This window comes from Devosia sp. P1_H9 (assembly GCF_056405135.1).
Genome location: NZ_JBFUCQ010000001.1, coordinates 571,563 through 598,143, shown reverse-complemented (window position 1 = coordinate 598,143; position 26,581 = coordinate 571,563). Strand labels below are relative to the sequence as shown.

The 26,581-nt window shown below is 64.4% G+C and carries 25 protein-coding genes and 1 pseudogene; 13 read left to right on the top strand and 13 right to left on the bottom strand.

Annotation, left to right across the window (positions count from 1 at the left end; translation table 11 throughout):
- The 4 genes and pseudogenes from AC1DYL_RS03030 to AC1DYL_RS03015 all read left to right on the top strand — a co-directional run.
- Positions 1–210, top strand: a pseudogene (locus tag AC1DYL_RS03030) (sugar phosphate isomerase/epimerase); the annotation flags it as partial.
- Between the two features lie 65 nt (positions 211–275).
- Positions 276–1,277: a substrate-binding domain-containing protein gene (locus AC1DYL_RS03025; protein WP_477172017.1), complete on the top strand. Its 1,002-nt coding sequence runs from the start codon at positions 276–278 to the stop codon at positions 1,275–1,277.
- A 64-nt stretch (positions 1,278–1,341) separates the two neighbouring features.
- Positions 1,342–2,124 carry an ATP-binding cassette domain-containing protein gene (locus tag AC1DYL_RS03020; RefSeq protein ID WP_477148512.1) on the top strand — a complete coding sequence of 261 codons (783 nt, stop codon included), beginning with the start codon at positions 1,342–1,344 and terminating at the stop codon, positions 2,122–2,124.
- The gene (locus AC1DYL_RS03015) at positions 2,121–3,176 is read left to right on the top strand and encodes an ABC transporter permease (protein ID WP_477172016.1); all 1,056 of its coding nucleotides are present in this window, start codon (positions 2,121–2,123) and stop codon (positions 3,174–3,176) included. Before AC1DYL_RS03020 ends, AC1DYL_RS03015 begins: the two co-directional genes overlap by 4 nt.
- Before the next feature lie 88 nt (positions 3,177–3,264).
- Here AC1DYL_RS03015 and dgoD read toward each other — a convergent pair whose 3' ends face one another.
- The 3 genes from dgoD to AC1DYL_RS03000 form a co-directional block, all read right to left on the bottom strand.
- Complete coding sequence (gene dgoD / locus AC1DYL_RS03010) at positions 3,265–4,440, bottom strand: galactonate dehydratase (RefSeq protein ID WP_477172015.1); 1,176 nt, start codon at positions 4,438–4,440, stop codon at positions 3,265–3,267.
- A gap of 95 nt (positions 4,441–4,535) precedes the next feature.
- Positions 4,536–5,687 (bottom strand): mandelate racemase/muconate lactonizing enzyme family protein, encoded by a 1,152-nt coding sequence (locus AC1DYL_RS03005; protein WP_477172014.1) that lies wholly within the window; start codon positions 5,685–5,687, stop codon positions 4,536–4,538.
- 52 nt (positions 5,688–5,739) lie between these two features.
- Positions 5,740–6,441, bottom strand: a complete 702-nt coding sequence (locus tag AC1DYL_RS03000; RefSeq protein ID WP_477148516.1) for a GntR family transcriptional regulator — start codon at positions 6,439–6,441, stop codon at positions 5,740–5,742.
- A 196-nt stretch (positions 6,442–6,637) separates the two neighbouring features.
- Here AC1DYL_RS03000 and AC1DYL_RS02995 point away from each other — a divergent pair, with 196 nt between their 5' ends.
- Positions 6,638–8,116 carry an ABC transporter substrate-binding protein gene (locus AC1DYL_RS02995; RefSeq protein WP_477172013.1) on the top strand — a complete coding sequence of 493 codons (1,479 nt, stop codon included), beginning with the start codon at positions 6,638–6,640 and terminating at the stop codon, positions 8,114–8,116.
- A gap of 54 nt (positions 8,117–8,170) precedes the next feature.
- On the opposite strand, the gene AC1DYL_RS02990 is transcribed toward AC1DYL_RS02995, so the two are convergent.
- Genes AC1DYL_RS02990 through AC1DYL_RS02980 form a run of 3 tightly spaced genes read right to left on the bottom strand, consistent with a single transcriptional unit; the run spans position 8,171 to position 11,132 of the window.
- Positions 8,171–9,259, bottom strand: coding sequence for an ABC transporter ATP-binding protein (locus tag AC1DYL_RS02990; RefSeq protein WP_477148518.1), 1,089 nt, complete (start codon positions 9,257–9,259; stop codon positions 8,171–8,173).
- A 29-nt stretch (positions 9,260–9,288) separates the two neighbouring features.
- Entirely contained in the window at positions 9,289–9,933 is a 645-nt protein-coding gene (locus AC1DYL_RS02985; RefSeq protein WP_477148519.1) for a ThuA domain-containing protein, read from the bottom strand.
- Positions 9,930–11,132, bottom strand: a complete 1,203-nt coding sequence (locus AC1DYL_RS02980; RefSeq protein WP_477172012.1) for an ROK family transcriptional regulator — start codon at positions 11,130–11,132, stop codon at positions 9,930–9,932. The genes AC1DYL_RS02985 and AC1DYL_RS02980 overlap by 4 nt, the downstream gene beginning before the upstream one ends.
- Before the next feature lie 318 nt (positions 11,133–11,450).
- Between AC1DYL_RS02980 and AC1DYL_RS02975 the strand changes: the two genes are divergently transcribed.
- From AC1DYL_RS02975 to AC1DYL_RS02965, 3 genes are all read left to right on the top strand, one after another.
- Entirely contained in the window at positions 11,451–12,707 is a 1,257-nt protein-coding gene (locus AC1DYL_RS02975; RefSeq protein ID WP_477172011.1) for an extracellular solute-binding protein, read from the top strand.
- A 201-nt stretch (positions 12,708–12,908) separates the two neighbouring features.
- The gene (locus AC1DYL_RS02970; protein ID WP_477172031.1) at positions 12,909–13,778 is read left to right on the top strand and encodes a carbohydrate ABC transporter permease; all 870 of its coding nucleotides are present in this window, start codon (positions 12,909–12,911) and stop codon (positions 13,776–13,778) included.
- Positions 13,778–14,620 carry a carbohydrate ABC transporter permease gene (locus tag AC1DYL_RS02965; RefSeq protein WP_477172010.1) on the top strand — a complete coding sequence of 281 codons (843 nt, stop codon included), beginning with the start codon at positions 13,778–13,780 and terminating at the stop codon, positions 14,618–14,620. Before AC1DYL_RS02970 ends, AC1DYL_RS02965 begins: the two co-directional genes overlap by 1 nt.
- Positions 14,621–14,663: 43 nt before the next feature.
- Here the strand turns inward: AC1DYL_RS02965 and AC1DYL_RS02960 are convergent, their stop codons facing one another.
- Positions 14,664–15,563, bottom strand: a complete 900-nt coding sequence (locus AC1DYL_RS02960) for a GntR family transcriptional regulator (RefSeq protein WP_477156392.1) — start codon at positions 15,561–15,563, stop codon at positions 14,664–14,666.
- Between the two features lie 42 nt (positions 15,564–15,605).
- On the opposite strand from AC1DYL_RS02960, the gene AC1DYL_RS02955 reads away from it, so the two are divergent.
- The 4 genes from AC1DYL_RS02955 to AC1DYL_RS02940 all read left to right on the top strand — a co-directional run bounded on the left by AC1DYL_RS02955 (position 15,606) and on the right by AC1DYL_RS02940 (position 19,572).
- The gene (locus AC1DYL_RS02955; protein WP_477172009.1) at positions 15,606–16,709 is read left to right on the top strand and encodes an ABC transporter permease; all 1,104 of its coding nucleotides are present in this window, start codon (positions 15,606–15,608) and stop codon (positions 16,707–16,709) included.
- Entirely contained in the window at positions 16,706–17,473 is a 768-nt protein-coding gene (locus AC1DYL_RS02950) for an ATP-binding cassette domain-containing protein (RefSeq protein WP_477148525.1), read from the top strand. Before AC1DYL_RS02955 ends, AC1DYL_RS02950 begins: the two co-directional genes overlap by 4 nt.
- Before the next feature lie 68 nt (positions 17,474–17,541).
- Positions 17,542–18,459, top strand: a complete 918-nt coding sequence (locus AC1DYL_RS02945) for a sugar ABC transporter substrate-binding protein (protein ID WP_477172008.1) — start codon at positions 17,542–17,544, stop codon at positions 18,457–18,459.
- Positions 18,460–18,543: 84 nt separating this feature from the next.
- Entirely contained in the window at positions 18,544–19,572 is a 1,029-nt protein-coding gene (locus AC1DYL_RS02940) for a zinc-binding alcohol dehydrogenase family protein (protein ID WP_477172007.1), read from the top strand.
- 36 nt (positions 19,573–19,608) lie between these two features.
- Here AC1DYL_RS02940 and AC1DYL_RS02935 read toward each other — a convergent pair whose 3' ends face one another.
- From AC1DYL_RS02935 to AC1DYL_RS02910, 6 genes are read right to left on the bottom strand one after another with little or no spacing between them, the layout of a single operon-like run.
- Positions 19,609–20,808, bottom strand: coding sequence for an ABC transporter permease (locus tag AC1DYL_RS02935; RefSeq protein WP_477172006.1), 1,200 nt, complete (start codon positions 20,806–20,808; stop codon positions 19,609–19,611).
- On the bottom strand, positions 20,805–21,491 hold the full coding sequence (locus AC1DYL_RS02930; protein ID WP_477172005.1) for an ABC transporter ATP-binding protein: 687 nt from the start codon (positions 21,489–21,491) through the stop codon (positions 20,805–20,807). The genes AC1DYL_RS02935 and AC1DYL_RS02930 overlap by 4 nt, the downstream gene beginning before the upstream one ends.
- Positions 21,488–22,963 (bottom strand): peptidoglycan-binding protein, encoded by a 1,476-nt coding sequence (locus AC1DYL_RS02925; RefSeq protein ID WP_477172004.1) that lies wholly within the window; start codon positions 22,961–22,963, stop codon positions 21,488–21,490. Before AC1DYL_RS02925 ends, AC1DYL_RS02930 begins: the two co-directional genes overlap by 4 nt.
- Positions 22,960–23,448, bottom strand: a complete 489-nt coding sequence (locus tag AC1DYL_RS02920; RefSeq protein ID WP_477172003.1) for a hypothetical protein — start codon at positions 23,446–23,448, stop codon at positions 22,960–22,962. The genes AC1DYL_RS02925 and AC1DYL_RS02920 overlap by 4 nt, the downstream gene beginning before the upstream one ends.
- Before the next feature lie 39 nt (positions 23,449–23,487).
- Entirely contained in the window at positions 23,488–24,684 is a 1,197-nt protein-coding gene (locus AC1DYL_RS02915) for a sensor histidine kinase (RefSeq protein ID WP_477172002.1), read from the bottom strand.
- Positions 24,681–25,337: a response regulator transcription factor gene (locus AC1DYL_RS02910; protein WP_477172001.1), complete on the bottom strand. Its 657-nt coding sequence runs from the start codon at positions 25,335–25,337 to the stop codon at positions 24,681–24,683. The genes AC1DYL_RS02915 and AC1DYL_RS02910 overlap by 4 nt, the downstream gene beginning before the upstream one ends.
- Before the next feature lie 272 nt (positions 25,338–25,609).
- On the opposite strand from AC1DYL_RS02910, the gene ytfQ reads away from it, so the two are divergent.
- Positions 25,610–26,572 (top strand): galactofuranose ABC transporter, galactofuranose-binding protein YtfQ, encoded by a 963-nt coding sequence (gene ytfQ, locus AC1DYL_RS02905; protein ID WP_477172000.1) that lies wholly within the window; start codon positions 25,610–25,612, stop codon positions 26,570–26,572.
- Positions 26,573–26,581 lie beyond the last annotated feature (9 nt).

The window sequence follows — 26,581 nt, the reverse complement described above, 5'->3', positions numbered from 1 at the left end:
TGGACCGACATCATCTCCGAGCTGCGGCTCGCCGGATGGACCGGCTCGATCGACATCGAAGGCTGGCACGACCCGGTCTATCGCGACGCGCTTGAAATGACCGGACAGGTCCGGGCGCTCAACTATCTCAAGCATAGCCGCGGCGGCGACTACGTGAATCTGGCGGCGAACTACGAGGGTGGAGACCCCTCGCTACGACGCGCCAGCTGATGAGTGGTGCCGGCGGGGGAGCCGGCACGCAAAACCGTGCACAGCACGAAAGGGAGGACGTGACTATGACTAGGATTGTTCTGAAGACACTGACCGCAGCAGCCTTTGCAACGGTCACCATCGCCAGCCTGACGAGTGTCGCCATGGCGGAAACGCTGCGCGACAACTGGTGCAGCGACGTCAAGATCCGGTTCTTTGCGGGTGGTGCCGAGGGCGATGCGTTTGCATCGATCGTCTACAACGGCGCCGTCCAGGCGGCTAAGGATACAGGCGCTCAGGTCGACTACGTGTTCTCGGGCTGGAGCTCGGAGAAGATGATCCAGCAGCTTCGTGAGGCCATCGGCGCTGCCCCGAACGGCATCGCCATGATGGGCCACCCGGGCAATGCCGCGATCATGCCGCTGGCCGAAGAAGCCTCCGCCGCGGGGATCAAGATGATGTACCAGAACGTGCCGGTCGACGAGGTCACTGCAAAGTTCGGCGGCGGCTATGTCGGGGCCCAGCAGAAGCCACAGGGCAAGGCCCTGGGCGAGGAAGCCATCCGCCGTTTCGGTCTCAAGGCCGGCGATGTTGCTATCGTGATGAGCGACTGGTCGCAGATCGAACGCGCCGAACGCGAACTCGGAACACTCGAGGCATTCGAGGCCGCTGGGTTGAAGGTCGTGAAGCTGCAAAGTCCGGAAGGCCTGGGCACAGATCCAAACGTGGGCATTCCAGTAATCACGGCGGCTGTCACGGCCAACCCCGATGTGAAGATCATCGCCTATCCGGGTGGCCAGCCGCTCGGTAACGCCGCCACCTACATGCAGGCGGCAGGCAAGAATGCCGGCGACGTCATCAACATCGGCTTCGACACCAGCCCGCAGATCGTCGAGGCGTTCAAGGACGGCTGGGTGCAGTTGACCTCGGACCAGCAGCCCTTCCTGCAGGGCTACATGCCGATCCTGTCGCTCTGCCAGCAGGTCGTCTACGGCCTCGGCTCGATCAATGTGGATACCGGTGCCGGCTTCGTGACCCCCGACAATTACGGAGCTGTTGCGGACCTGGCCAAGGAAGGTCTTCGCTAAGGGCTCCCGGCGGCGGGGTCCGGTTCCGGCCGGGCCCCGGCCCATCATTTGCAGCGAGGGCATCGTGCAAAATCGCATTATCGAGCTCAAGGACATCAAGAAGTCCTATGGGCAGGTCTACGCCCTTGGCGGAGTTGACCTTCACGTGGACCAGGGCGAGGTCGTCGGCCTCGTCGGCGACAATGGCGCGGGCAAGTCCACTCTCATCAAGATCCTTGCAGGCGCGGTTCGACCGACGACGGGCGAGATCCTCGTGCGCGGCGAGCCGGTTTCGAACTGGAACGCGGCACGCTCGCGCGAGGCGGGCATCGAGACGGTGTTCCAGGACCGCGCGCTGGCCGTGCAGCAGACCATCATCTGGAACGTCTTCATGGGCCGCGAACTGGTGGGCCCGCTTGGCTTTCTCAAGGTCCGCAAGCAGCGCGAAGAGGCCGAGCGCCTGATGCGCGAGATCGGCTTCACCTCGAAGGTCTTCGGCCCGAGTTCCATTGTCGGCCAGTTGTCCGGTGGCGAGCGCCAGGGCGTGGCCATCGCCCGGGCAATGTACAACCAAAGCGACCTGATCATCCTGGACGAGCCGACGACGGCGCTCTCGCTCACCGAGACGGCCAAGGTTTTCCATTTCGTCCGGCAGGCCCGGGCAGCGGGCCGCTCGATCCTGTTCATCGGCCACAACATCCACCACGTGTTCGACATTTCCGATCGCTTCGTCGTGCTCGATCGTGGACGCGTGGCGCTGCAGGCCACCAAGGCCGAACTCGGCTCGGCGGAAGCCCTTGTCCGCTTCATGGAAGAGCTTGCCCATCCGGGTGGCGCCGGCGTTGAGTCCACAGGAGGGACAGTATGACTGATACAGCCAACCGTGACGGTCATTCGCTGGCCAAAGCCCTCGATGCGGACAAGGTCCGTCGCGTTGCCGAGGGCAAGCACGCCGACCGCTCCAGAGTTCGCCGCTTCCTGATCGACCACCGGCCAGCCATCGGTTCGTTCGTCGTGCTGGTGGTCATGCTTGCCTGCTTCTTCGTGGGCAATCCGGAAGTGTTCTCGCAGTGGAACATGTACCGCGCCGTTCTCATCGGCCTGCCCGTCGTCCTCTTCGTCGTCGTGCCACTGGTCTACGTGGTGACCGTGGGCGAAATCGACCTCTCGTTTCCGGCGACCATCGGCATGGCCGGTTGGGTTTTTGCGCTCGTGGTGCAGGCGGGGTACGATCCGTTTCTCGGTATCATTGCCGCCGTGCTGACGGGCCTCGTGCTTGGGCTCTGCGTTGGCTGGCTCGTCGTCTATTGCAACCTCTCGTCGCTCATCGCCACACTGGGCATGAATTTCATGCTGCGGGGGCTGATCCAGATCAACACAGAGGGCAAGTCGATCGCCCTGGTGGGCCTGCCCAAGACGCTGACCTTCCAGATCTTCGGCGGCCAGTTCTTCGGCACTCCCGTGCAGGTGCTCTGGGCCCTGCTGTTCGTGGGGATCTGCTCGCTCATCTACAACAGGCACCGCTTCGGCGTGCATGTGCACATGGTTGGCGACAACCCTGACGCGGCGCAGCAGATGGGCATCAACATCAAGCTGGTGCGGCTGAAGACCTTCGCGTTCGTCGGCCTTGGCGCGGCCTTGGCTGGCGTCGCCGCCGTGATGATCAACTACACCTGGTGGCCGACTTCCGGCGACGGGTATCTGCTCCCTGCACTGGCCTCGGTGTTCGTCGGCGGCACGGCGCCATGGGGTGGCATCGGCACGATCATCGGCAGCGCCATCGGCAGTTTCACGGTGTCGTTCATCCAGTCAGGAGTGGTCGGCGCCGGATTGTCGGGCTTCTACGTGCAGTTCTTCTACGGGCTGATCATCATCCTCTCGCTACTCGGTCATCGCTGGAACCAGGTGAGGTACCGTTAGCCCGGGTGGGGGCTTCTGGCCGGCAATGTGGAGCGCAGGTATGCAGGGAGTGGCGGTGCCCAGTCCTTGCATGCCTGTCAGCGCCAACTCACCAATTGGCGATGCGGCCATCCGCGAGGACGGATTCGGCAGCGGGTATGATCTCCTGCGCAAACGGGTGGCGCGCGGCGGCCTTCTCGTCGATTTCGATGCCGAGGCCCGGTCCTTCCGGTATGGCCCATGCGCCATCGACGAGGTTCAGCGGGTAGGTCGAGCAGATTTCCTCGAACCACGGCACGATGCCGACCGCCTCCTCCTGGATGACGAAATTGGTCGTAGCGGCGTCGAACTGCAGGGCTACGGCGCCGGCCACCGGGCCCATCGGGTTGTGCGGGCAGACGCCCATATGCGCTGCCTCGGCAATGGCCGCGACCTTGCGGCCGCCGGTGAAACCCATACAGTGCGCGAGGTCCGGCTGAATGTAGGCGACCGCGCGGGTCTGGGCGACCTCGGCGAACTCCCGTGGCGTGAATAGCCGTTCGCCGGTCGCCAGTGGGCAGTCGACGCGGCGCGCGATGTCGGCCATCCCGGCGGTGTCGTCCGGCTGGATCACTTCCTCGCAGAACAGCGGCTTGATCGGCTCGATCGCCTTGATGTAGGCGATCGCCGCATCCAGCGAGTCCGGCCGGCCATGGAAGTCGGTCATGATTTCAACGCCGTCGCCAACCCGTTCACGTACCGCGGCGGCGAGCTTTTCGACATGCCTGACAGCGGGGAGGGGGGCGTCATAGCCGGTGTAGGGGACGAAGCCGAGCTTGATGGCGTTGTAGCCCATCTCCACCGTCTCCTGCACCGCGTCGCAGAAGCGGCTGATATCGGTGTTCGGGACGCGCGCCGTGGAGTCGCCGCGCTTGAGGTGGGTATAGACGCGGACGCTGTCCCGCACCCTGCCGCCGAGCAACTGCCACACGGGCACACCCAGCGCCTTGCCCTTGATGTCCCACAGCGCGTGCTCGATGCCCGAGACGGCGGTGAGGCCGATCGAGCCCAGCGGCCAGAAGCTGAAGCGCGTCATGGTGTTGACCAGATGCTCTATCCGCATCGGATCCTGGCCGATGAGAAACGGTGACAGGTCTTCGATCGTGCCTTTCACCGCCCGGGTCTTCCACTCCAGGGTCGCTTCGCCCCAGCCCCAGAGGCCCGGCTGGTCGGTCAGCACTTTGACGAAGATCCAGTTGCGGTGCACGGCGTTGACGACGACGGTCTCGATGCCGGTGATCTTCATATCGGTCCCTCCCCAGGACGCTGCATCGATCCCGGTCGATGCTTGCTTGGCTCGCCTCACACCGAAGTGCCGTGCGAAGCTTGTTGGTCCGGCTGTCAGGCCAGCTCGATCTTGTTCGCTTCGAGATAGTCCCGGTCGAGTTCGATACCGAGCCCGGGCACGCGCGGCAGCTTGAGGGCGCCGTTCGAGTTATCGAGCCGGGTGTGCATGAGCTCGTTGTATCCGGACAGATCCCAGCGCGAGGTCTCGAGCCGGTAGAAGTTCGGGACCGTCATCATCACGTGCGCGCCGGCCAGCACATTGATCGGGCCACCGGCGTCGTGCGGCGAGATCGGGACGTAGAAGGCCTCCGCCAGCGTCGCGATCTTCTTCATCTCGGTGATGCCACCGGTCCAGGTGACGTCGGGCATGATGTAGTCGGCGAGCTTGTTTTCGAGGATCGCTACGAAGTCCCACTTGGTATGGGCCCGCTCGCCCACCGAGATCGCCGCGTTCACCTTCTCGCGCACCTGCTGCAGCGCCCCATAGCTCTCAGGTGGCACCGGCTCCTCGAACCAGTCGATCTGGCCGGCTTCCTCGAGCGAGCGGCAGAGCCGGATCGCGGTCGGCACGTCGAAGCGGCCATGCGCATCGATCAGGATCTCGATCTCGGGCCCGGCGGTCTTGCGGATCAGCGCGGTGAGGTCGGCGGCCTTGCGCTCGTCGGCGCGGGTCATCATGCCGTCGAGATAGCCGTCGCGCTGCTCGTTGCCCCCACGCTGGTGAGGGTATGGGTCGAACTTCAACGCTTTGTGGCCCGACTTCACGATGTCAGTGATCTCGGCCACTACGGCTTCGTCGGAGGTGAACTTGCTCTGGTCGGGGTGGGTGTAGAGCGAGATCTCGTCGCGCACCGCGCCGCCCAGCAGTTCGTAGACCGGCAGTCCGAGCACCTTGCCCCGGATGTCCCAGAGCGCGATGTCGATGGCGCTCACGCATTCGCAGGCGGCGCCGCGGCTGCCCATGTAGGTGAAGCTGCGGAACAGCTTGTGCCACAGCCGCTCGATCTTGCTGGGGTCCTCGCCGGCGATCTGGCCACCGATCTGCCGGAGGATGGCGCAGAGTGCCCGGTTGGCGATCTTGGTGGTCGAGGTGATCTCGCCCCAGCCGGAAATGCCCTCATCGGTCGTGACTTCGACGAACAGGTACTCGCCCCAATACGAGGTGGTGGCCTTGACCAGCCAGGGCTGGACGCCCGTGATCTTCATTATCGTTCCCTCAAAAACCTTGTGCATGCCCCTCGCATGCGAAGAATTGGCTTCAGCCGGCGCGCGCCGAGGTGGCCGCCCGCATCTGCTCGAGAACATGTCGGCCCGCGCCATCCACATGCAGGGCGATCAAGTCCGCAGCTCTCGCGGCGTCGCCTTCCTTGACCAGCCTGATGAGTTCGCGGTGATCGCGGATCACCTGGGCGCGGCGGGAAAGGGTGAAGCTGTAGCGCCGTCCCAAGGCGCGCAGTACCTCGCGGTGCTTCCACCAAAGCTCGGCCGCGAGGTGGTTGTAGTGGCGCTCATACATGACCGTATGAAACTGCGTATCGAGCTCGCTGTGCAGGATCGGGTCGGCGAAGTTGTTGGCCTCGATGAGGTGCTGGATGCGTTCCAGTTCCGCGATATCGGCCGGGGTGGCCATATCCACGAACCATCGAACCATCGAGGGCTCGATCAGCACGCCGATCTCGTAGACGTCCCGCACGAAGTCCTGGTCGATCGGGCGGACGCGCGCGCTCTTGTTGTGGACGATCAGCACGAAGCCTTGCGAGCGCAGCAGCTGCAGCGCCTCTCGCACCGCATTTGCCGGTGATTTGTGCCGTTCCGACAGCTCCGCCACCACCAGCCGCGAGTTGGCTTCCAGGCGGCCGGAGATGATGTCATCGCGGATCAGTCCGTAGACCAGAGCCCCTTCTTCCGACACGCCGGTCGGGTCGATGCCAACGGGGGGGCGGGCCTTGAACTCTCTCATCAATGTCGATCCGTGCGTTCGGTAGCGGCGCAGCTTTGCCGGTTTCTCGCCAAATTTCTAGAGAGATGGATGAAATTTTGCAAAATCCTTGTTGCCTGTCCCAAAAACGAGGCGTTAATTGCGTAGCCGGCAGGTTGCCGGACAGTCATTCTCGATCTGCGCGAGGGGCGCAGGCCGCGGGTGGAGGAGGAAATTCATGTCAGAACACGGAATTGGCCGCGCGCTTGCGCACGGCGTGGCAGCGGCTGGCCTGGCGGCAAGCCTTACCTCGACGGCCTTCGCCGGGGGCATCGACATCAGCAAATGGTCGCCGGAATACGTGCGATCGATCGCAGGCACCGAGACGTTCGATACCGTTGGTCACTGCAACTCGGTCACTCCGACCGACTACAAGGGCAAGCTGACCTTCTGGTACCAGGGCATCTTCGAAGCCGATCCGCAGATCATGCGCGACAACTACCGCGATTTCTTCGCGGCGTTCCGCGCCACATACCCCAACATTGAGCTCACCGAGCAGGGCATCACCTATAACGAGCTGCTCGACAAGTTCCGCACCGCGCTCCTCGGCAATTCCGCTCCAATGGCGATCCGCCTGCAGATCCTGGGCGGCACCGAGTTTGCGTCCAAGGGCTATCTCGAAGAGCTGAAGCCCGAAGACGTGGGCTACAAGCCAGAAGACTTCTGGCCCGGCGCGATGAAGGCGGTAACCTGGGACGGCAAGGTCTACGGCATTCCCACCAACAACGAGACGATGGCGTTCATCTGGAACGCCGACATCTTCAAGCGCGCGGGCCTGGATCCGGAGAACCCGCCCGCCACGTGGGACGACGTCGTCGCCTATTCCAAGCAGATCCACGACAAGCTCGGCATCGCCGGCTACGGTCTCGTCGCCAAGCAGAACGCCGGCAACACGCCCTATCGCTACATGCCGCAGCTCTGGGGCTATGGCGGCGGCGTCTTCGACGAAGCCGACCCCAACCCGACCTACGGCGAAGTCCGCCTCGACAGCCCGGCCTCCATCCGCTCGCTGCAGGCCTCCTATGACATGTACGTCAAGGACAAGTCGGTGCCCGTTTCGGCGCTCACCAACACCCAGGGTGAAAACCAAGCGCCGTTCATCTCCGGCCAGCTCGGGATGATGATCTCGCACCCGTCCGAGTACGCCAAGATGGTCGAACTCGCCGGCAAAGCGACCGGCAGCGACGTGGCGGTGGCCCAGACCGTGCTCGACAACATGCGCTACGGCCTGATCCCCACCGGCCCCGATGGCAAGCGCGCCGTGGTGTTCGGCGGTTCCAACATCCACATCGTCAAATCCCAATACGTCGAGGGCGGCAAGGTCGATGAGCCTGCGGCCAAGGCGTTGATCTGCATGTGGACCAGTCCCGAATGGTCGCTGAAGCTTGCCTGGGCGGGGTCAAACCCCGGCAACGTCAACGGCTTCAAGACGCAGTGGATGAAGGAACGCCTCGACACCATCAAGTTCCTCGACGTCACCACATCGATGCTGCCCAACGGCATCCCGTTCCCGGCCCTGCCGGAGGCGCCTGAGATCATGAACATCATTGTTCCGGACATGATGCAAAATGCTCTCACCGGCACCATGACCGTCGAGGCGGCCGCAAAGGACGCTGCGGAGAAGGTCCGAAAGCTGCACGGTGGTGGCGGTCTCTAAGCGATCAAGATGCAGGGCCGGGCGAGATGCTCGGCCCTGCGACTATTCAGGTGGCTACAGCCGCAACCCTGCCTTGTCGAAGGCCATTGCCGCGCCGGGTTCGATGCCCACCTCAATCAGGGCACCGCTGCTGATGCGGGAGTGGCCCTTTTGCTGGATCGTTACCTTGGTCTGGTCGTCCTTACCCGCGGCATAGACGTAGGAGACGCCGCCCAACTGCTCGACCACCTGAGCCTTGGCCGTCAGCGTCGGCCCGCCGAGACTAACGTCGGCGAAATGCTCAGGCCGAATGCCGACGCTGATCGCGTCGCCCACCGCACCACCGCCGCCACGTCGCCTTACCTTGAGGGCAGGGGCATCGAACGCGGTTAGCGAGACGGTCAGCTCCTGCCCGTCGATGGCCGCTATGGTCCCATCTAGGAAGTTCATACGCGGCGATCCGATAAAACCGGCCACGAAGGTGTTGTCGGGGTTGTCATAGAGCTCGATCGGGCTGCCCTGCTGTTCCACCCGGCCGGCGCGCAGCACGACGATCCGATCCGCCAGGGTCATGGCCTCGACCTGGTCGTGGGTCACATAGACCATGGTGGCGCCGAGCTGCTGGTGCAGTTTGGCGATCTCGATGCGCATCTGCACCCGGAGCTCTGCGTCGAGGTTGCTGAGCGGCTCGTCGAAGAGGAAGGCCTTTGGCTGCCGGACGATGGCGCGGCCGATGGCGACGCGCTGGCGCTGGCCGCCCGAGAGCTGGCGCGGTTTGCGCTCGAGAAGCTCGGTCAGTTCAAGGACGCGGGCGGCTTCATTTACCCGCGTCGAGACCTGATCCTTGGGCGTGCCTCCCATGCGCAACCCGAAGCCGAGATTCTCCTCGACCGTCATGTGCGGGTAGAGCGCGTACGACTGGAAGACCATGGCGACGCCGCGCTCGGAAGGATCGTAGTCGGTGACGTCTTCGCCGCCGATCAGGACCTGTCCGGCAGTCGGTTCCTCGAGTCCGGAGATGGTGCGCAACAGCGTGGATTTCCCGCAGCCTGATGGGCCGACGAAGACGACGAACTCGCCGTTGCCGATGTCGAGACTGACATCGTGAATCACCTGTACTGCGCCGAAGCTCTTGTTGATGCTCCGCAGCTGAAGTTCAGCCATCGTCTCCTCCTTGCGATGGTTAGCGTGGTTCAGCGCGCGGCCCAGAGGGCCCCGCGCTCGAAGATCGTCCGCATCTGCGGGACCTGGAATTCGTCCGCCACATGGCCCAGCGACGAATAGAAGACGCGGCCTTTGCCGTAGCGGCGCTTCCAGACCACTGGCATCACCACACCATCGATCTCGTCGAAATGCTCGCCGGAGAACGTGGTGGTGGCGAGCACTTCGACGCTCGGGTCGAAGTGCATGTAGTACTGCTCCGAGCGGTAGGGGAAATCGCCGACGCCGGTCATGATCGGGTCGTCTGACTTCGCAACGTTTACGACGTAGTCGATGATGTTGCCCGGGTGCGCCACCCACTGTCCGCCGGTCATGAACTGATAGTCGGGCTCGTTGCGGAAGCTGTCGCACATGAGGCCATGGAAGCCAGCGAGGCCGGTGCCGCTGCGTACCGCAGCGAGGAGGTTGGTGAGTTCCTCGCGCTCGATCCGCGACATGGTGATGGCCGGAACGATCAGGTCGTACTGGCTGAGGGACTCGTCGGCAAAAGCCTCGGTGGTGGGTTCTATGTCGACGGCAAAGCCATGTGATTCAAGCATCGAGCCAACGAGGCGCGAACTCTGCTCAGGCGTGTGCCCATCCCATCCTCCCCACACGATCAGCGCAGACTTCGTCATTTTCTTTCCTCCTGATAGGCAGATGTCCATGGGGCGCTATAGATGTCCCGCAGCATGAGGGCGGCAGCGCCGCGCGCCCAAAGCTGGTCGTCGAGCGTGTGAAAGATGAGCTGCGTCGTGGCGAGATGCGCACGGAAGCTATTGGCCGCGACGGCTGTCTCGAGCGCCGGCGCAACGAGTTCGCCATAACGCGAGGACGCGAACGCGACGATGATCTTCTCGGGGTTAATGAGGTTGACGACGTAGGAAATTCCGAGGCCGAGCCGTGCACCCTGTGCGTCGATCACCGCCTGTGCCGCCTCGACGCCGGCATCGCTCGCCTCGGCCAGCGCCCCCATGATGTCCGTCCGCGCCAGCGGTCTATCGAGGAAACCTTCGCCGAGTCGCGCAGCCGCCTCTCGCCGCATGGCGGCATCGCTCACATAGGCGTTCAGGCAGTCGACCTGACCGCATTCGCAGGGCTGGCCAGCGCCGCCCACCTTGATATGACCAAACGTCGGGCCGAGCGTGCTGGCGCCGCGGTGCAGATCGGATTCGATCCACAGGCCCAGGCTCGCCGTCTGGTCGAGCGAGATGACTGCGAAGGTTCGTTCGGCTTGCGCATAGCCGAACCAGCTTTCGGCCAGCGCCAGCAGATTTGCTGGCTTTTCAAGCTTCACCGGCAATCCGGTGCGCTCGCTGAGCAGCGACCCAATGGGAATTTCACGCTCGCCGAAAACCGAACTCGAGTAGCTCTTGCCCGAGCGCGGATCGACCAGTCCCGGCACGCCGATGCCGATGCCCTTGATGCGGCTGCGATCGATGCCCGACTTGTTGACGCAGTCGGTGAGCGCATCCTCGATGATGTCAGTGATCACGTCCGCCGGCTGGCGGGCCATTCGGATCGGCAGCTGCGACGAGGCAACGAGCTCACCGCGGAAGTCGACCAGCGTTACGGTGGTGACGCTCTCCGAAATCTTGATACCGAGAACATAGGCAGCATCAGGCACGAGGCCGAGCAGCACGCGCGGCCGGCCTCGCTGCGCCTCGTTGTGCGGTTGGGTGTGGATGGCGTCGATCAAGCCTTCTTCGATCAGTGCGCCGGTGATCGCCGACACCGTGGTGCCGCTAAGCAGCGTGCGTTCGGAGATCTCGACGCGCGAAATCTGTCCATGGCACCGGATGGTCTCCAGCACATGGTACTTGTTGATCTCACGCATCAGCAGCGGGTCTGCGATTTTGACGACCAGGTGACTCTCCAACGGCGAAAGTGAATTAGTGCGCATACCATATCAAAATGTCTGGCGAAATGCACGATTTGCTGGCGGAGAGGCGTCCAGACATGCCGTGTTTCCAAATTATCTCAATCAGTTAGCTGCCGCATTCACCGCGCCCGCTCATTTCTGAGGTACGTTCCTCTTGCGCCTTTAATAAGGGATGCGTAGAAAGTAGCAAGTGGTGATGGCGGGAACGCCTCACTTCTGCGGCTCGCAAAGACCGATGAGGGCAGGGCCGCCGCGAGGACAGGAGGAGAAACCATGAAGCGTATTGCGCTTGCCGCGATGCTGGCTATGGCCGCCATTTTGCCAGCTCAGGCCCAGACCGTCGTCAAACACTTGCACATCACATCCATCCCGGCCGAGGTGGAGCTGATGAACCAGATCGCAGCCGACTTCATGGCTGCCAATCCGGACATCAAGGTCGAGCTCCCGTTCCTCGAGAACGAAGCGTTCAAGGCCAAGCTGACCACACTGTTGCAGTCGGCCGATGCGCCCGACGTGTTCCACTCGTGGGGCGGCGGCGTGTTCTACGAGCAGGCCAAGGCCGGCTTCCTGCGCCCGGTCGAGGACGTGCTGTCCCAGGAGGCCAAGGACAATCAGGGCCAGGCCGGTGTTTCCGCTTTCACCGCGCCCGATGGCCACATTTACGGCGTCGCGCGCGATGTGAGCGAGGTCGTACTCTGGTACAACAAGCCCCTGTTCGCGCAGGCCGGCGTCGATCCCGCCAGCATGCAGACCTGGGAGGGTTTCCTCGCCGGGGTGCAGAAGTTCAAGGATGCCGGCATCACTCCGATTGCCGTCGGCGCCAAGGACAAGTGGCCGGCCCACTTCTGGTGGTCCAAGCTCGTCGTGCGGCTGGCCGGCAAAGGCGGCTTCGAGGCAGCTGCCCGTGGTGAGGGCGACGGCTTCGCCGGCGAGGATTTCGTCAAGGCGGGCGAGTACTTCCTGCAGTTGGCCCAGCTCGACCCCTGGCAGCAGGGGTTCCTGGCCGCCAGCTATGGCGACGCCTCGGGCCTGTTTGGTGACGGCAAGGCCGCGATGCACCTGATGGGTGACTGGGACTACGGCGCCATGAAGGACAACTCGGCGAACAAGCAGGGCATTCCGGACGACCAGCTCGGCATCCTGCCTTTCCCGACCATCGAAGGCGGCAAGGGTGATCCCACCGACACGCTTGGCGGCCTGGGCGGCATCCTCTTCTCAAAGAACGCCTCGGACGCCGCGGTGAAGTGGGTGGAGTACTTCAACTCTGCCGAAGTGCAGAAGAAATACGCCGAAGCCGCCTACTACATCCCGATCGCCAAGGGCGCGGCCGATGGCATGACCAACCCGTTCAAGGTGCAGATCGCCAAAGACATCGGCAGCGCCCACTGGCATGCCCTGTTCTTCGATCAGGCCCTGGGCCCGAACGTGGGCGGTGTGGTGAACGACGTCTCGGCCGAGCTCGCCGGCAACTCGATCAGCGCCCAGGAAGCGGCTGAGCTGATCAAGGAAGCCGTGGACGAGTCGCTCTAGGCGGCAGGCCTTTGCGGCGGGCGGCCAACGCCGCCCGCCGGTTTCCGGCTCGCCCGCGCGAGCTTCAGATCGAATGCGCCGCCGGCCTTTGTCTCCTCGCCTTGGACTACAAGGCGGACTTCGAGGGAGGATCATCCAGTGACCAGCATAGCCGACGCGGCGACCTCGACCCTGCCCGTAGTGCAACGTCGCCGTCGCTACATGGAACGCAAGAGCCTCGTGCCGCTGCTATTGTTCCTGCCGCCGGCGCTCATCCTCTTCACGCTGTTCGTCGTGCTGCCGATGGTGGACGCGGCGACCTTCTCGTTCTTCGACTGGAACGGCTACGGCCCGATCACCGACTTCGTCGGTTTCGATAACTACGTCGACGTGCTCAAGCACCGGAACTTCGGCACCGCGGTCCGCAACAGCCTGATCGTCGTGGCCGTTTCCCTGCTGGTCCAACTGCCGCTCGCCATGTGGTGTGCTATTGCGCTGGCGGAGCGCGCCGTCAGCATCAACGTGATGCGCACGCTGTTCTTCCTGCCCTTCATGCTGGCCGAAGTCGCCGCGGGGCTCATCTGGAAGTTCGTTTACGACGGCAATTACGGCCTGCTGCCGGCCATCGGCAACGCCATTGGCGTCGAGATGCCGTTCGTGCTCGGCGACAAGACCTGGGTCATCCCGGCCATCATGCTGGTGATCACCTGGAAGTACTTCGGCTTCCACATGATGATCTATATCGCCGGGCTCCAGTCCATTCCGTCCGAGGTCATCGAGGCGGCGCGGCTGGACGGCGTCAAGCGCTGGCAGATCGTGCGGCACATCAAGATCCCGATGATCCGCTCGGCCATCGTCATCTCGGTGTTCTTCGCCGTTACCGGTGCGCTGCAGCTGTTCGACCTGATCATTCCGCTGTCGAACGGCGGCCCATCGCACTCCAGCCACACCATCGTGACGTTCCTCTACCAGTTCGGCATCCTGCGCATGAAGCTCGGGTTCGGGGGCGCGGTGAGCGTGCTGCTCTTCATCGCCTGCGTGGCCGTGGCGCTCGCCTATCGTCGCATTCTCTTCAAGGTGGAGCAGAACTGATGGCCGCCGCAAACCGGAAACGCCGCCCCGTCATCTCCGCGGTCCAGTGGATCTCGCTGCTGGTCGTCGTGGCCTTCGTAATCGTGCCGTTCTACACCACCGCGCTAGGCGGCTTCAAAGAGATCGGCGAGCTCCGGGTAAACCCGTTCGGCCTGCCGGCGAGCTGGGATACGGTGCGCTTCGTCGAGATTCTCGGTGGTCCGCGCTACTTCTCGTCGCTGTGGAACTCGTTCCTGATCGCAGCCGGCACGGTGGTGCTCTCAACGCTCGTGGCTTCGATGACAGCCTTCGCGCTGGCCCACATCAAGTTCTTCGGCCGCAAGTTCGTCATGGGCTATCTGATGCTGGGCCTGCTCTTTCCGTCGGCGACCGGCATCCTGCCGCTGTTCATCAAGATGCGCGACCTGGGGATGCTCGACAGCCATTGGGGCATCATCACGGTGCAGGTGGCTTTCAGCGTCTCCTTTGCCGTGCTGCTCTTCCATAACTTCTTCAAGGAACTGCCCAAGGAGCTGATCGACGCGGCTCGCATGGACAATTGCGGCTATATCCGCATCTACTGGTACGTCACGCTGCCGCTGTGCCTGCCGATCATCGCAACGGTGAGCGTCTTCAATTTCGTGAGCAGCTGGAACAGCTTCCTTCTGCCGCTGATCGTCCTCAACTCCGAGGACAAGTACACCTGGCCGCTCGGCATCATGCAGTTCCAGGGCCAATTCGGCTCGGATTGGCCGCGCATCCTCGCTTTCCTCACGCTGTCCATCATGCCGGCAATCGCCTTCTTCCTGCTGGCGCAGCGCTACGTCATCTCGGGCCTGACCGGTGGGGCCGTGAAGGGCTGACTTCTCCGTCTAGCGGGCAATTCCAGCCCGCTGGCCGCCAGCACTAGGCCGTCGCCGCGTCGGAGGTCGAACGGATCAAGGTCTGTTTGGCTGAGGTCATGTGGGTGCGGCAGGCGGAGACAATGGTCGCGCGCGACCGGCTCAGCAGCGCGTCAATGTAGTTGAGGTGCTCGCGGATGGCGACCTCGTTGCGCTCGCGCTCGTCCTTCTTGTTCCACTGATAGTGGTAGTGAAAGATCAGCGTGATGATGTCGTAGAACCCATCGATGAAGCGGTTGGGAAGGGCCGCGTTGACCAGGCGATGGAACCGGCTGTCGAGACTGGAGAAGTCGTGGAAGCGGGTGTCGATTTCTCCAAGCAGCGCAACATGCTCCTCACGCAGCTGCCGCAGCTCGCGCCAAAGCGGCGAGGCCTCCGGTAGCCCGGCGAAGGCTTTTGCCGAACGCAGCTCGAACATTTCTCGTATCTCGAACAACTCCAGCGCAAAGCCGCCGGTGAACCCCTGCAGAACCCAACCGCCGCTCGGCCGCCGCTCGATCAGGCCGAAGCGCTGAAAGCTGTTCAGGAACTCCCGGATGACCGTGGTGGCGACGCCGAACTGCCGCGCCAGCTCGAGCTCGTTGATCAACGATCCGGGCCTCGCATCGCCGCGTACCATCCATTCCATGAACTGCTTTTCGACCTGGACGGAGGTGGGAACAGTTTCAGCCTCGGGAAACGGGGAGGCCTGGCGTCCCACCCTGCGGACGAAGCGTAGTCGTCCAGTGCCGCGCACCATCCCCTGATCGCCCAGCGCGGCGAGGACCTTGCGCACCGTTGTACGGCTGACCCCAAGCCTGGCGGCCAGCACCGGCTCCGAAGGGACGGGATCGCCTTCCCTCAGCTCGGCCATCAACACCAGGGCGTCGTTGAACGTGCGCTTGAACAGAGTATCGGTCTTCACGTTCAGTCCCCTGCAGTTGTTCTGCAACCTATAAAAAACAATTTGACGATTTCTGTAAATGGAAGTTTTTTGTACATAATGAACATACGGGAGGGGACTGTGCTCGTGGAAGAGGGACCGCGCGCAGATAGGGCTGAGGTACGTGCCCGGTCGGCGGCTGAAGGTTCAGCTCTCGCCATCGCGCTGAAGCTGCTGGGTTTTGGCCCGGTGCTTATTCTTGCGGTTCTCGTGGTTGTCATCAGCTTGGCGACCCCCAACTTCCTGAAGCCGGTGAACATTGGGAACATCGTTGCCCAGACCGCCGTAATCGCGATCGTCGCCATCGGGCAGCATCTCGTCGTCCTCACACGCGGTATCGATCTTTCGGTGGGCGCCAACCTCGCGCTGGCAACGGTGATCGGCGGGCTCGCTTTCCGAGTTGCCGACTCTGCGCCCTTGGTCATGGCGGCGATGCTTCTGAGCGGGGCGCTCGTGGGGGCCGTGAATGGGCTCGTCTATGTCTTCGGCCGGCTGCCCCATCCCTTCATCATTACCCTGGCGACGCTGAGCATCGCGCGTGGCCTCGCGCTGGAACTGGCGATCGGCCACACCACCATGCGCGGCATGCCGGCGGCGATCGCGGCGATCGGCGGCGGCTCGACCCTGGGCATCCCCAATTCCTTCTTTGTGGTCCTCGGCGTCGCTGCTGCCGCACTCTTCATAGCCCGGGCCATGGTCTGGGGGCGCTGGATCTACGCGGTGGGCGGCAAGCCCGAAGCGGCCGTGCAGATGGGCATCCCGGTCAAATGGGTGCTCGTCTCTGTCTATGTCATCTCGGGTATATGCGCGGGTATCGGCGCCATAGTTCTTGCCGGCCGTACCGAGGCGGGCTCGCCGCTTTACGGCAACCTGCTCGAGCTCGACACCATCGCCGCAGTGATCATTGGAGGCGCAAGTTTTCTCGGAGGACGCGGCCATATTGGTCACGCCCTTGTCGGCGCGGTGATGATCGGCGTCATCCGCAACGCCCTCAACCTGCTCAATGTCGACGTGTTCTTCCAGATGATCGCAATCGGGGCGATCATCGTGGTGGCGGTCGAGGCGGACGTGCTGCGCAATCACCTGGAAGCGCGGGTGCGCGTCATGCAGTCGGGGAGGGCGTCATGAGCGCCGCCACGTCCGCCTCGCCGGTTCTTTCCGTGAACCATGCCGAGAAACGCTTCGGCGCCGTGCACGCACTCAAGAGCGTGAGCATCGAGGCCTACCGCGGCGAAGTGCTGGCGCTCCTCGGCGACAACGGGGCGGGCAAGTCCACCTTGGTGAAATGCATCAGCGGTGTGCACGCGCTTGATGGGGGCGCGATCCTGCTCGATGGCGAGCCGACCGCGATCCGCAACCCGGCGGCGGCCCGCCGGGCGGGCATCGAGACCGTCTACCAGGACCTCGCGCTGTTCGACAACCTGACCCCGGCCCAGAACTTCTACTGCGGACGGGAACTGTCGTTCCCGAGCTGGCTGCCGCGCGGCCTGAGGCTCCTGAGCACGCGGGAGATGGATCGCCAGGCGGCGTCGGTGATCGACCGGCTCAAGGTGCGGCTGCCGAGGTTCGACGCGCCGGTAGCGCTCATGTCCGGTGGCCAGCGCCAAGCGATCGCGGTGGCAAGGGCGACGGTGTTCGCCCGCAAGGTCGTGATCCTCGACGAGCCGACCGCCGCGCTCGGCCTCAGGGAAGCGCGCAAGGTTCTCGACCTGATCGCGCAACTCCGCGACGAGGGTAACGCCGTGATCCTCATCACCCACAACATGGAACATGTCATCGAGCTTGCCGACCGCGCCGTCGTGCTGCGGCAGGGGCGCAAGGTCGGGGAGCTCAAGCCCAGCAAAGCCAATCAGCACGAACTGGTCTCACTCATCGTCGGAGCCGAGGCCTAGGGGATCGATCCGAGGGGATCGAGTGGAGGGAGCGCTTCAACCGAGGCGGTCCGAAGGGAGGAAGACCAATGAAGCTCAAACTACTACTGGGGGGATTGGCGATCGCTGCCGCGACCTGCGGACCGGTCGCAGCGGCGGATAACGTGAAGATCGGGTTCATCACCAAGTTCCCGGTGCCGTTCTTCGCCACCATGGAGAATGCAGCCAAGGCCTACGCCGAGGCCAATCCAGGCGTCGAGATCATCTACGGCCAAGGAACATCGGCCACCGACATCGAGGGCCAGATCGCCCAGATCGAGTCGATGGTGACGCAGGGCGTGCAGGGCATCGCCCTGACCCCAGTCGATCCCACGGTGGCACCGGCGCTCGACAAGGCCATCGCCCAGGGCGTGAAGATTGTTCTGATGGACAACAACATCCCGGACTGGAAGGGCCGCACGTCGCTTGCTACCACCGACAACTACGCCGCGGGCGTCATCGCCGGCCAATACCTGAAGACGGTGCTCAAGAACGGCGACACGCTCGGTATCCTCGAGGGTGTTCCCGGCGTCCCGGCCCTGGACGATCGCGTCAACGGCATGCTCGAGGGCCTCAAGGGCGTCGAGGTCAATATCGTCGGGCGTGGCGGCACCAACTGCACGGAAGAGCTGGGGATCAACGTCGCCCAGGATCTGCTGACCGCCAATCCGGATCTGAAGGCGATCTATGCTGCCTGCGGCCCTCCAGCCGCGGGAGCCGCGCAGGCAATCAAGAACGCCGGCATCGCAAGCGATGCGATCGTGCTGGTGGGCTTTGATTTCTGCTGCGGAGAGGCGGAAGCCCTGACGGCGGATATCGAGGACGCGACGGTCGCGCAGTTCCCGACCAAGATGGCCGAACTCGGCGTCGATGCCCTCGTCGAGGCTATCCGCGGCGGTGAGGTCCCATCCCTCATCGACTCGGGTGCGGCACTGGTAACCAAGGACAACATGGCCCAGTTCCAGTGACCCGCGGCGAGGGTCGGAACCTGGTTCTCCCCAGTTCCGACCCTCGCTGTTCCAGCCGATTTTCTACAAACGGAAGCAGTTGATATGCAGGCGCTGGTCTGTCGCGAACCCGGAGTGCTGGAGCTCGAGAGCCGGCCGGCGCCGCCGCGCGGCGAGGGGGACGTGCTGGTTCGACCGCTCAGGGTCGGCATTTGCGGCACGGACTATCACATCTACGAAGGCAAGCACCCGTTTCTGGAGTATCCGCGGGTCATGGGACACGAACTCGCGGTCGAGGTGCTGGAGGCGCCGCCGGGGTCGGGTTTTCGCGCCGGCCAAGTCTGCGTCGTCAATCCATACCTTTCGTGCGGCATCTGTGTCGCCTGCCGAGCTGGCAAGCCCAATTGCTGCGTGCGCATCTCGGTGCTTGGCGTCCACCGGGACGGCGGAATGGCGTCGCTGCTATCGCTGCCGGCGGCTAACCTGATTGCTACCGAAGGGTTGAGCATCGATGCCTGTGCGGCGGTCGAGTTCCTGGCCATCGGCGCACATGCCGTCCGTCGTTCGGGAGCGAAGGCCGGTCAGCGTGGATTGGTGATTGGGGCTGGTCCGATCGGCCTCGGTCTCAGCCTGTTCGCGGCAATCTCGGGTGTCGCTGTCACAGTCATGGACCTCGATCCTTCACGGCTGGCAGTAGCACGGGAGATCGCCGGCGCATCACCGCTCCAGGGAGGGGAGGGGGCACTCGAGGCAGCGGCATCGCTGACCGCCGGGGAAGGCTACGACCTTGTCTTCGACGCCACCGGGAACGCGGCCTCGATGCAAAAGGGCTTCGACTTCGTCGCCCATGGCGGGACCTACGTGCTGGTCAGCGTAGTCCGGGAGACCATCACGTTTGCCGACCCCGACTTTCACCGCAAGGAAATGTCTCTCCTGGGCAGCCGCAACGCCACGTCGGAGGATTTCGAGCGGGTCATGCATGCCATTCGGAACGGTCGGATACCGGTCGAGCGGTTGATCACCCATCGGACGACGCTCGCAGACGCAGCCCGCAACATCCCGACCTGGGCAACGCAGAAGCAAGGGCTGATCAAGGGAGTAATCGAGATGGATGGGGTGAGTTCGGGAACGTGAGAGCTCGATGGCTTGGCCTCAACGTCCGCTCTGGTGCTAACCCGCGCTCAGCGCCTCGGTCGGGGCAAGGCGGGCGGCTCGGATGGCGGGGTAGAGGCCGGCGATGCCGCCGATGAGCAGCGTTGCGCCGATGCCGCCGGCGGCGACCCAGAGGGGGATGTCGACTGGCCAGCCTTGTAGCTGCGCATAGCCAACCGTCACCAGCCAGCCGATCACGATGCCGCTGCCGCCGCCGAGCAGCGCCAGCAGCAGCGCCTCGCCGAAGAACTGGATGCGGATGTGACCCCGCGTTGCCCCCTGCGAGCGCCGGAGGCCAATCTCGGCGCGCCGCTCGAGCACGGAGATCACCATCGTATTGGCGACGCCAATGCCGCCGACGAGCAGCGCCACCGCGCCGAGGCCGAGGAGAAGGCCGGTGAAAGCGATGTCCGCCGCGGCCTCTGCTGCCAGGGCATCGGAGGGGCGAGACACGTCGACTTCGTTCGGCTGCTCGGGATTGGCGGTGCTCGCGAGGAGATCGCGTACCGCCTCGACTGCTGCAGGGTCGGTACGAACATACAGGGTGGTAATGTCGCCCTCGAAGTCGAGGTAACGCTCACCGGCCGGCCAGCCGATCAGCGCGCAAAGGTCAAGTGACGGCACGAGCGACACCGGCTCGAGGATCCCGACCACGGTGAACCAGCGGCCGCCGAGCCAGATCGGCTGGCCGATGAGATTGTTGCCGATGCCGAGGCGCGTGGCAGCGCGGGCCCCGAGGACAACGGTCGGGTACTCTGCAGTAGCCTCGTTGAGCCACGCACCACCGGCGATCCGTGCGCCAACCGTCTCGAGCAGGTTGAGGCGGGCGGCAAACACGGCCATCCCGCCTGACTGCGTCTCGGGGATGCGGTCGCTCCGATAGACCTTTGCATCCGCAAGTTGACCGATGGCGCTCACGGCCTCGACCTCAGCGATGCGTCCGATCATCGCAATCGACTCCGATGGCATCGTCGCGGCTTCGCCGAACATCGAGGTGCCCGGGCCGGCGCTCAGGAGATTGGTGCCAAGCTCCGAAAGCAGCTGGTTCAACTGGGCGCGGCTCGAGGTGGAGATTCCGACCACCGCGATCATCGCTGCGATGCCGATTGCGATACCAAGCGCCGAGAGCACGACCCGGAGCGGTCGAGCCCGCAGCCCGTACACTGCGAGCCGCACGACATCGGGGGCCAGCAGCTTTGCCGGCTCCACAGTGGTCACGTCGCACACCGCCTTCGGTCGTCGACCAATTGCCCGTCATGAATCGATGCCTGCCGGTCGAAGCGCGCCGCGAGTTCGCGGTCATGGGTGATCACGACCACGGCGGTGCCCTCCCGGTGCAGATCGAGCAGCAACTGCACCACACCGTCACCCGAGGCGCTGTCGAGCGCGCCCGTCGGCTCGTCGGCAAGCAGCAGCATCGGGCGGCGCACCAGCGCGCGTGCGATTGCCGTCCGCTGCTTTTCCCCTCCGGACAGCTGGTGGGGGCGATGGTCGAGCCGATGACCGAGGCCGACCTGGCGCAAGGCCGCCTCTGCCCGCTCGCGACGCTCGCTCAGCCCAACGCCGGTGTAGAGGAGGCCGTCCGCGACATTGTCGAGCGCCGAAACGCCGGGTGACAGGTGGAAGTGTTGGAACACGAAGCCGATGCGGCGCGCACGCAATGCAGACAGGTCGTCGTCTCCGTGCTCTGACACATCGAGCCCGTCGATCTCGACCTGGCCCGCGCTAGCACGGTCGAGCGTGCCGATGATGTTGAGCATCGTCGACTTGCCCGAGCCTGAGGGACCGACGATGGCGACAAGCTCGCCGCGGCCGATCACGAGGCTGACATCGCGCAGGGCGAAGACGCCGCCGGCGAATGCCCGCGAGACATTGCGCAGCGAGACGATGGGGTCCTTCATCCGGGCACTCCAACCCGCATGCCTTCGGCGATGCCCTCTCCGGTCACCTCGACCCTCCCGGCCGCAAAGAGCCCGGTATCGACGGGGACGAGGGCGCTGGCTCTATCGGTCACCAGTTCGATGGCAAAGCCGCCTTCCGGACGCGCGAGGAGCGCTGCGATCGGCACCGAGAGCACATCGTTGCGGCTGTCGCTCACGAACTCGACGTCGACAGAGGCAACTTCGAGCCCGCCGAGCGCGGCCTGATCGGCGATCGCGATGGTCACCTCGATGGCACCGTCCGTCACCACCGACCCGACCTCGGAGATAATGCCGTCGACCTCGGTGTCGTCGGGCAACGTTACGGTGACGGCCCGGCCGACGGCAGCCAGCGCCTGGTCACCCACCGCGAGCGGGACGGCAACCAGCTTCTCGGTGCTGGAATAGGTGACGAGGGAGCCGCGGTCCGCTGAGGACTCGATCAGTGTCTCGCCGATGCCGGCGGTGTGCGCGGCGATGTGCACGGGACCTTCGGCGACGACCAGTTGGCCGGGGTCCACGATGCCGGTGACAGGAAGACCGGCCGACTTCTGCCACGCGCGAACCTGCTCGGGGAGCGCTCCCGCGTAACCCAGGGCTGCGAGATTTTCGGCAAGCTGCTCGACGTCGGCATTGTCAGATGCACGGGCGACGAGCGCCGCAAGTTCGCTTTGCAGATCGTCGCGCTTCACTTTGGCTTCGGCGATGGCCACGCGGGCTGTCATCGCATCGAGGCCGGCGGTGGCGAGGTCCCCGCGAAGCGTGCGAATGGCGGCGTCGAAGCTGGCGCGGGCGGTGGCGAATTCGGCTTCGGCGGTCGCGATTTCCGCGGTGGGTGCAAGCTCCGCGGCGGAAAGTTCGCGGATGCGAGCGAGCTTGGCCTCCGCGGCGCTGACGGCCCCGGCGAGCTGAATGAACTCGGGCGTGGCGGGGGTGGACGAGAGGGCGTCTTGAAGCCGTGCGTCGACGTCTGCCGCACGAGCCTCGGCGTCGGCGAGCCGCGCTTCTTCGAGGCGGAGGGTCAGCTCGGCCGCCTCGACTGCCATCTTGCCCTCTTCAAGTTCGACCCAGACCGGAGACGGGGTGTCCGGGTCGAAACGGAGCGTCCGATGCTGGGGCGCTGAGCCGTAAAAGAGGATCGCGGGCTGGCCGTCGAGCGCGTAGAGCGGCTCGCCCCGCTCGATGATCGAGCCGACGGGCGCGATCCAGGTGACCATGGCGGAGGCACCGGCGAGACTGGGCCGCAGCGAGCTTAGATCGCCATAGCCCAGGGTGCCGGTCACGGTCTTGGTGTCGAGGAGCGTTCCGCGCATTACTTCAGCCGTCGCAGCCGGAACTGCCGAGGGTGCTGCAGATGGTGGCGGCTGCTGCGTCCACAAGAGGCCGGTGACCGCGACGGCACCGGCGGCGAGAACCACCACGCCGCCGGTGAGTATGGCACGGGCGCGCATCATCCCCCGATCATGATCCGGGCGCCGCCGGCAGCGTCGCGGCAAGCTTCCATCGCGGCCTTGAGCCGAGGATCGTTCGGACCGGCGCCGACGCCTTTGGGGTCGATCCGCCCTTCGGAGTCCGGATCGGGGAAGTCCGGCAGGCCGTTCTCTCGCACGCATTGGGACAGTTTCAGCAGAGCGTCGAGATCCGCCGGTGTGATGCCTTGATCGCGAAGACCTTCGGGAGCGAGATCGCGACAGGCGGCCGCCGCGGCCTTGAAGCGCGGTGCACTTTCCGGGTTGATCAGGAACCGCATGTTTCCGTCGGCGGTCGGGTCGGGAAATTCGGCATAGCCGTTGTCGCGCATGCATTGGGAATAGGCGAGCACCACATCCTCGCGGTCAGCCGGCGGTTGCTGCGCCGCTGTGGCCGCAGAGGTTGCGATGGCCGCGACCGTGAGGCCGGCGCGCAGGATGAGAAGGAGTCTTGGGGCAATCATCGTCACGTCTCCGTCTTGGGGAGTGACGAGATACAAAACGGCGCATTAGCTGGCCGTTAGGGCCGCCTCGCGAGCTGCCGTAATGCGCACGCGGACGATGAGCCCGCCGCCTTCGCGCGGCGTCGCCTGTACTTCGCCGCCATGCGTATGGGCGACCGAGCGCACAATGGAGAGACCGAGCCCGGCCCCGCGGACGATCGTGCCACGGGCAGCCCCGGCTAGCCGCTCGGTCGCGGCGAGCCGGCGGAATGGCTCGAAGAGGTTTGGGACTTCGTAGGCCGGCACGATCGGGCCGGTATTCTCGATGACGAGTTCGGCGCTGTGCCCGGCCGTCGCCGTCGCGACGCGGACCCAGCCGTTCGCGGGCAGGTTATACTGGATGCCGTTTTCGATGAGGTTCTGGATCAGCCGCTCGAGGAGGAAAGCGTCGCCCATGATGATCCCCGGCCGAAGGTCGGTTTGGAGAACGACGCTGGCCTTGTCAGCGATGGGGCGCAGCTCCGAGACGGTGTGTTCAGCGATCTCTCCGAGATCGACCGGATGGAAATCCGCGGCCCGGTGTTCGCTGCTCGCGAGGGCCAGGAGGCCGTCGGTCAGTTTCTCATGACGCTGGTTCACGGCGAGGAGGGTGGTGCCGAGCTGCTTGACCTTGGCGTCGGCGTCCGCATCGAGCAAGGCGACCTCGATCAGCGTGCGGGTGATGGTGAGCGGCGTGCGGAGTTCGTGCGAGGCATTGGCGACGAAGCGACGCTGACCATCGAAGGATCGATCGAGCCGCTCGAGCATCTCGTCGAGCGTGTCGGCGAGATCCTTGATTTCGTCCTTGGGGCCGGTGAGGGCGATGCGCTCATGGAGGCTCCGGTCGGCGACGCGGCGTGCGGTGGCGGTGATCTCGCGGAGGGGCCGAAGCGCCTGTCCCGCCACCAGCCAGCCGATAATACCGGCGACGATCGTCATGATGCCCACCAATCCGAGAGAGACCACCAGCATCGTATCGAGCGTATTGAACCGCCCCTGCTGGACCAGTACCCGCAGCCGATTGGTTTCTTCCATGATATCGGGCGGCGGCAGTTCTCCCGGCGCGCCCAGATCCCTGAGCCGCACGATGAACTGTCGGTCGAGCACCTGCCCCAGATACAGGTAGATGACAACGATGAGCGCCACGCCCGCAACCAAGAACGCGCCGGCGTAGAGGAGGCTCAGCCGCGTGCGGATGGTCCAAGGGAAGCCGAGGATCTTCATTTGAGGCGGTATCCTACGCCCTGGACGGTTTCGATCACGGCGGGATCGCCGAGTTTGCGCCGGACGTTCATCATCGTGAAACGGACAACGTTGGTGAAAGCATCGATCTGTTCGTCCCAGGCCTTCTCCAAAAGCTGCTCGGCGGAGACGACACCGCCATCGGCCCGCATCAGTTCCTCGAGCACCGCGAATTCCTTGCGCGACAGGTCGACCGGCCGATCGCCGCGCTGCACTGTGCGGCGGTGCGTGTCGAGGCGGATGCCAGCCCGTTCGAGGACCGGCGGAATGGCGGGGCGCGCCCGCCGCCCGAGCGCCTGGACGCGCGCGACAAGCTCGGCAAATGCAAACGGCTTGGTCAGGTAGTCGTCAGCCCCCAGCCCGAGACCTGCAACGCGGTCCGCAATGGCGGTCGCCGCCGTGAGCATCAGGATACGGGTCTGTGACTGGAATCGAACCAGCGCGGCGCAGACTTCGTCGCCCGAAATGAGCGGAATATCGCGGTCGAGGACGAGGACGTCATACGCGTTGACCTCCGCCCGCTCGAGGCCAGCCTCGCCGTCATAGGCGACATCCACCGCCATGGCGTGGAGCCGCAGCCCCTCGGCAATCGAGTCCGCGAGCTGCCGTTCGTCCTCAACAACCAGTACGCGCACCCGGTCCCCCACCTCAAGCCGATCGGCTTCCCTAGCCGATGCCGTGTTAGGGCCGCGTTAGGCCAGAAGAGGGAACGCGAAGAACCCGGCTGCGGGTAGCGTCCACGATTGTGGCTACGATAGCGGCCAAAATGGTGGGAGAGTCTAGGGCAGCCTGAGGTTGCCATACCTGCCAACGAGGGTTCGAACAGCATCTTTACATATAATAGTACTAATGGTACCGACTCTCCTGCCGCGAAGGTGAAAGCACCTCGCCGCAAAGGGAGGACATCGTGACATTCATTACCCGGCTCGCCGTCGCGGCGAGCATCGCTACCGCTTTGACCTCGGGCGTCCTGGCGGCCGACCTGACGGTCGGTTTCTCGCAGATCGGCTCGGAATCCGGCTGGCGCGCTGCCGAGACCTCGGTGACCAAGCTCGAGGCCGAAAAGCGCGGCATCGACCTGAAGTTTGCCGACGCCCAGCAGAAGCAGGAAAACCAGATCAAGGCGATCCGCGGCTTCATCGCACAGGGCGTGAACGCCATCCTCGTCGCTCCGGTGGTCGCCACCGGCTGGGACGAAGTGCTGGCCGAAGCCAAGGAAGCCAACATCCCGGTCGTGCTGCTCGATCGCGGCGTTGATGCGCCCGAAGACCTGTACCTGACCTCGGTTGCGTCCGATCAGGTGAAGGAAGGTCGCGTTGCCGGCCAGTGGCTGGTCGACAAGGTCGCCGACAAGGACTGCAAGGTCGTCGAGCTCCAGGGCACCGTCGGCTCGACCCCGGCCATCAACCGCAAGAAGGGCTTCGAGGAAGCCATTGCTGGCCACGCCAACATCTCGATCATCCGCAGCCAGACCGGCGACTTCACCCGTTCCAAGGGCAAGGAAGTCATGGAAGGGTTCCTCAAGGCCGAGAATGGCGGCAAGGGCATCTGCGCCCTCTACGCCCACAACGACGACATGGCCGTTGGCGCCATCCAGGCGATCAAGGACGCGGGCCTGAAGCCGGGCACCGACATCCTCGTCGTCTCGATCGACGCGGTTCCGGATATCTTCGCGGCGATGGTCGCCGGTGAGGCCAACGCTACGGTCGAACTGACCCCGAACATGGCCGGCCCGGCTTTCGACGCCCTCACCGCCTATCTGGGCGAAGGCACGGCGCCGGAGAAGTTCATCATCACCGAGTCCAAGCTCTACACGCCCGCGGACAACCCGCAGGCCGAGTATGACAGCCGCAAGGGTTTGGGTTACTAAGCAAAGTAT

Excerpts from the sequence above, each read along its gene's own strand:
- AC1DYL_RS03025 (WP_477172017.1), top strand. The coding sequence starts at position 276 with ATGACTAGGATTGTTCTGAAGACACTGACCGCAGCAGCCTTTGCAACG.
- AC1DYL_RS02985 (WP_477148519.1), bottom strand. The coding sequence starts at position 9,933 with ATGACGAAGTCTGCGCTGATCGTGTGGGGAGGATGGGATGGGCACACG.
- AC1DYL_RS02940 (WP_477172007.1), top strand. The coding sequence starts at position 18,544 with ATGCAGGCGCTGGTCTGTCGCGAACCCGGAGTGCTGGAGCTCGAGAGC.
- AC1DYL_RS02915 (WP_477172002.1), bottom strand. The coding sequence starts at position 24,684 with ATGAAGATCCTCGGCTTCCCTTGGACCATCCGCACGCGGCTGAGCCTC.
- AC1DYL_RS02965 (WP_477172010.1), top strand. The coding sequence starts at position 13,778 with ATGGCCGCCGCAAACCGGAAACGCCGCCCCGTCATCTCCGCGGTCCAG.
- AC1DYL_RS02950 (WP_477148525.1), top strand. The coding sequence starts at position 16,706 with ATGAGCGCCGCCACGTCCGCCTCGCCGGTTCTTTCCGTGAACCATGCC.
- AC1DYL_RS02975 (WP_477172011.1), top strand. The coding sequence starts at position 11,451 with ATGAAGCGTATTGCGCTTGCCGCGATGCTGGCTATGGCCGCCATTTTG.
- AC1DYL_RS02980 (WP_477172012.1), bottom strand. The coding sequence starts at position 11,132 with ATGCGTGAGATCAACAAGTACCATGTGCTGGAGACCATCCGGTGCCAT.
- AC1DYL_RS02990 (WP_477148518.1), bottom strand. The coding sequence starts at position 9,259 with ATGGCTGAACTTCAGCTGCGGAGCATCAACAAGAGCTTCGGCGCAGTA.
- AC1DYL_RS02930 (WP_477172005.1), bottom strand. The coding sequence starts at position 21,491 with ATGAAGGACCCCATCGTCTCGCTGCGCAATGTCTCGCGGGCATTCGCC.
- dgoD (WP_477172015.1), bottom strand. The coding sequence starts at position 4,440 with ATGAAGATCACCGGCATCGAGACCGTCGTCGTCAACGCCGTGCACCGC.
- AC1DYL_RS03000 (WP_477148516.1), bottom strand. The coding sequence starts at position 6,441 with ATGAGAGAGTTCAAGGCCCGCCCCCCCGTTGGCATCGACCCGACCGGC.
- AC1DYL_RS02970 (WP_477172031.1), top strand. The coding sequence starts at position 12,909 with ATGGAACGCAAGAGCCTCGTGCCGCTGCTATTGTTCCTGCCGCCGGCG.
- AC1DYL_RS02925 (WP_477172004.1), bottom strand. The coding sequence starts at position 22,963 with ATGATGCGCGCCCGTGCCATACTCACCGGCGGCGTGGTGGTTCTCGCC.
- AC1DYL_RS03015 (WP_477172016.1), top strand. The coding sequence starts at position 2,121 with ATGACTGATACAGCCAACCGTGACGGTCATTCGCTGGCCAAAGCCCTC.
- AC1DYL_RS02995 (WP_477172013.1), top strand. The coding sequence starts at position 6,638 with ATGTCAGAACACGGAATTGGCCGCGCGCTTGCGCACGGCGTGGCAGCG.
- AC1DYL_RS03005 (WP_477172014.1), bottom strand. The coding sequence starts at position 5,687 with ATGAAGATCACGGGCGTCCAGCCCTGGCTGGTCAAGGCCACCACCTCG.
- AC1DYL_RS02945 (WP_477172008.1), top strand. The coding sequence starts at position 17,542 with ATGAAGCTCAAACTACTACTGGGGGGATTGGCGATCGCTGCCGCGACC.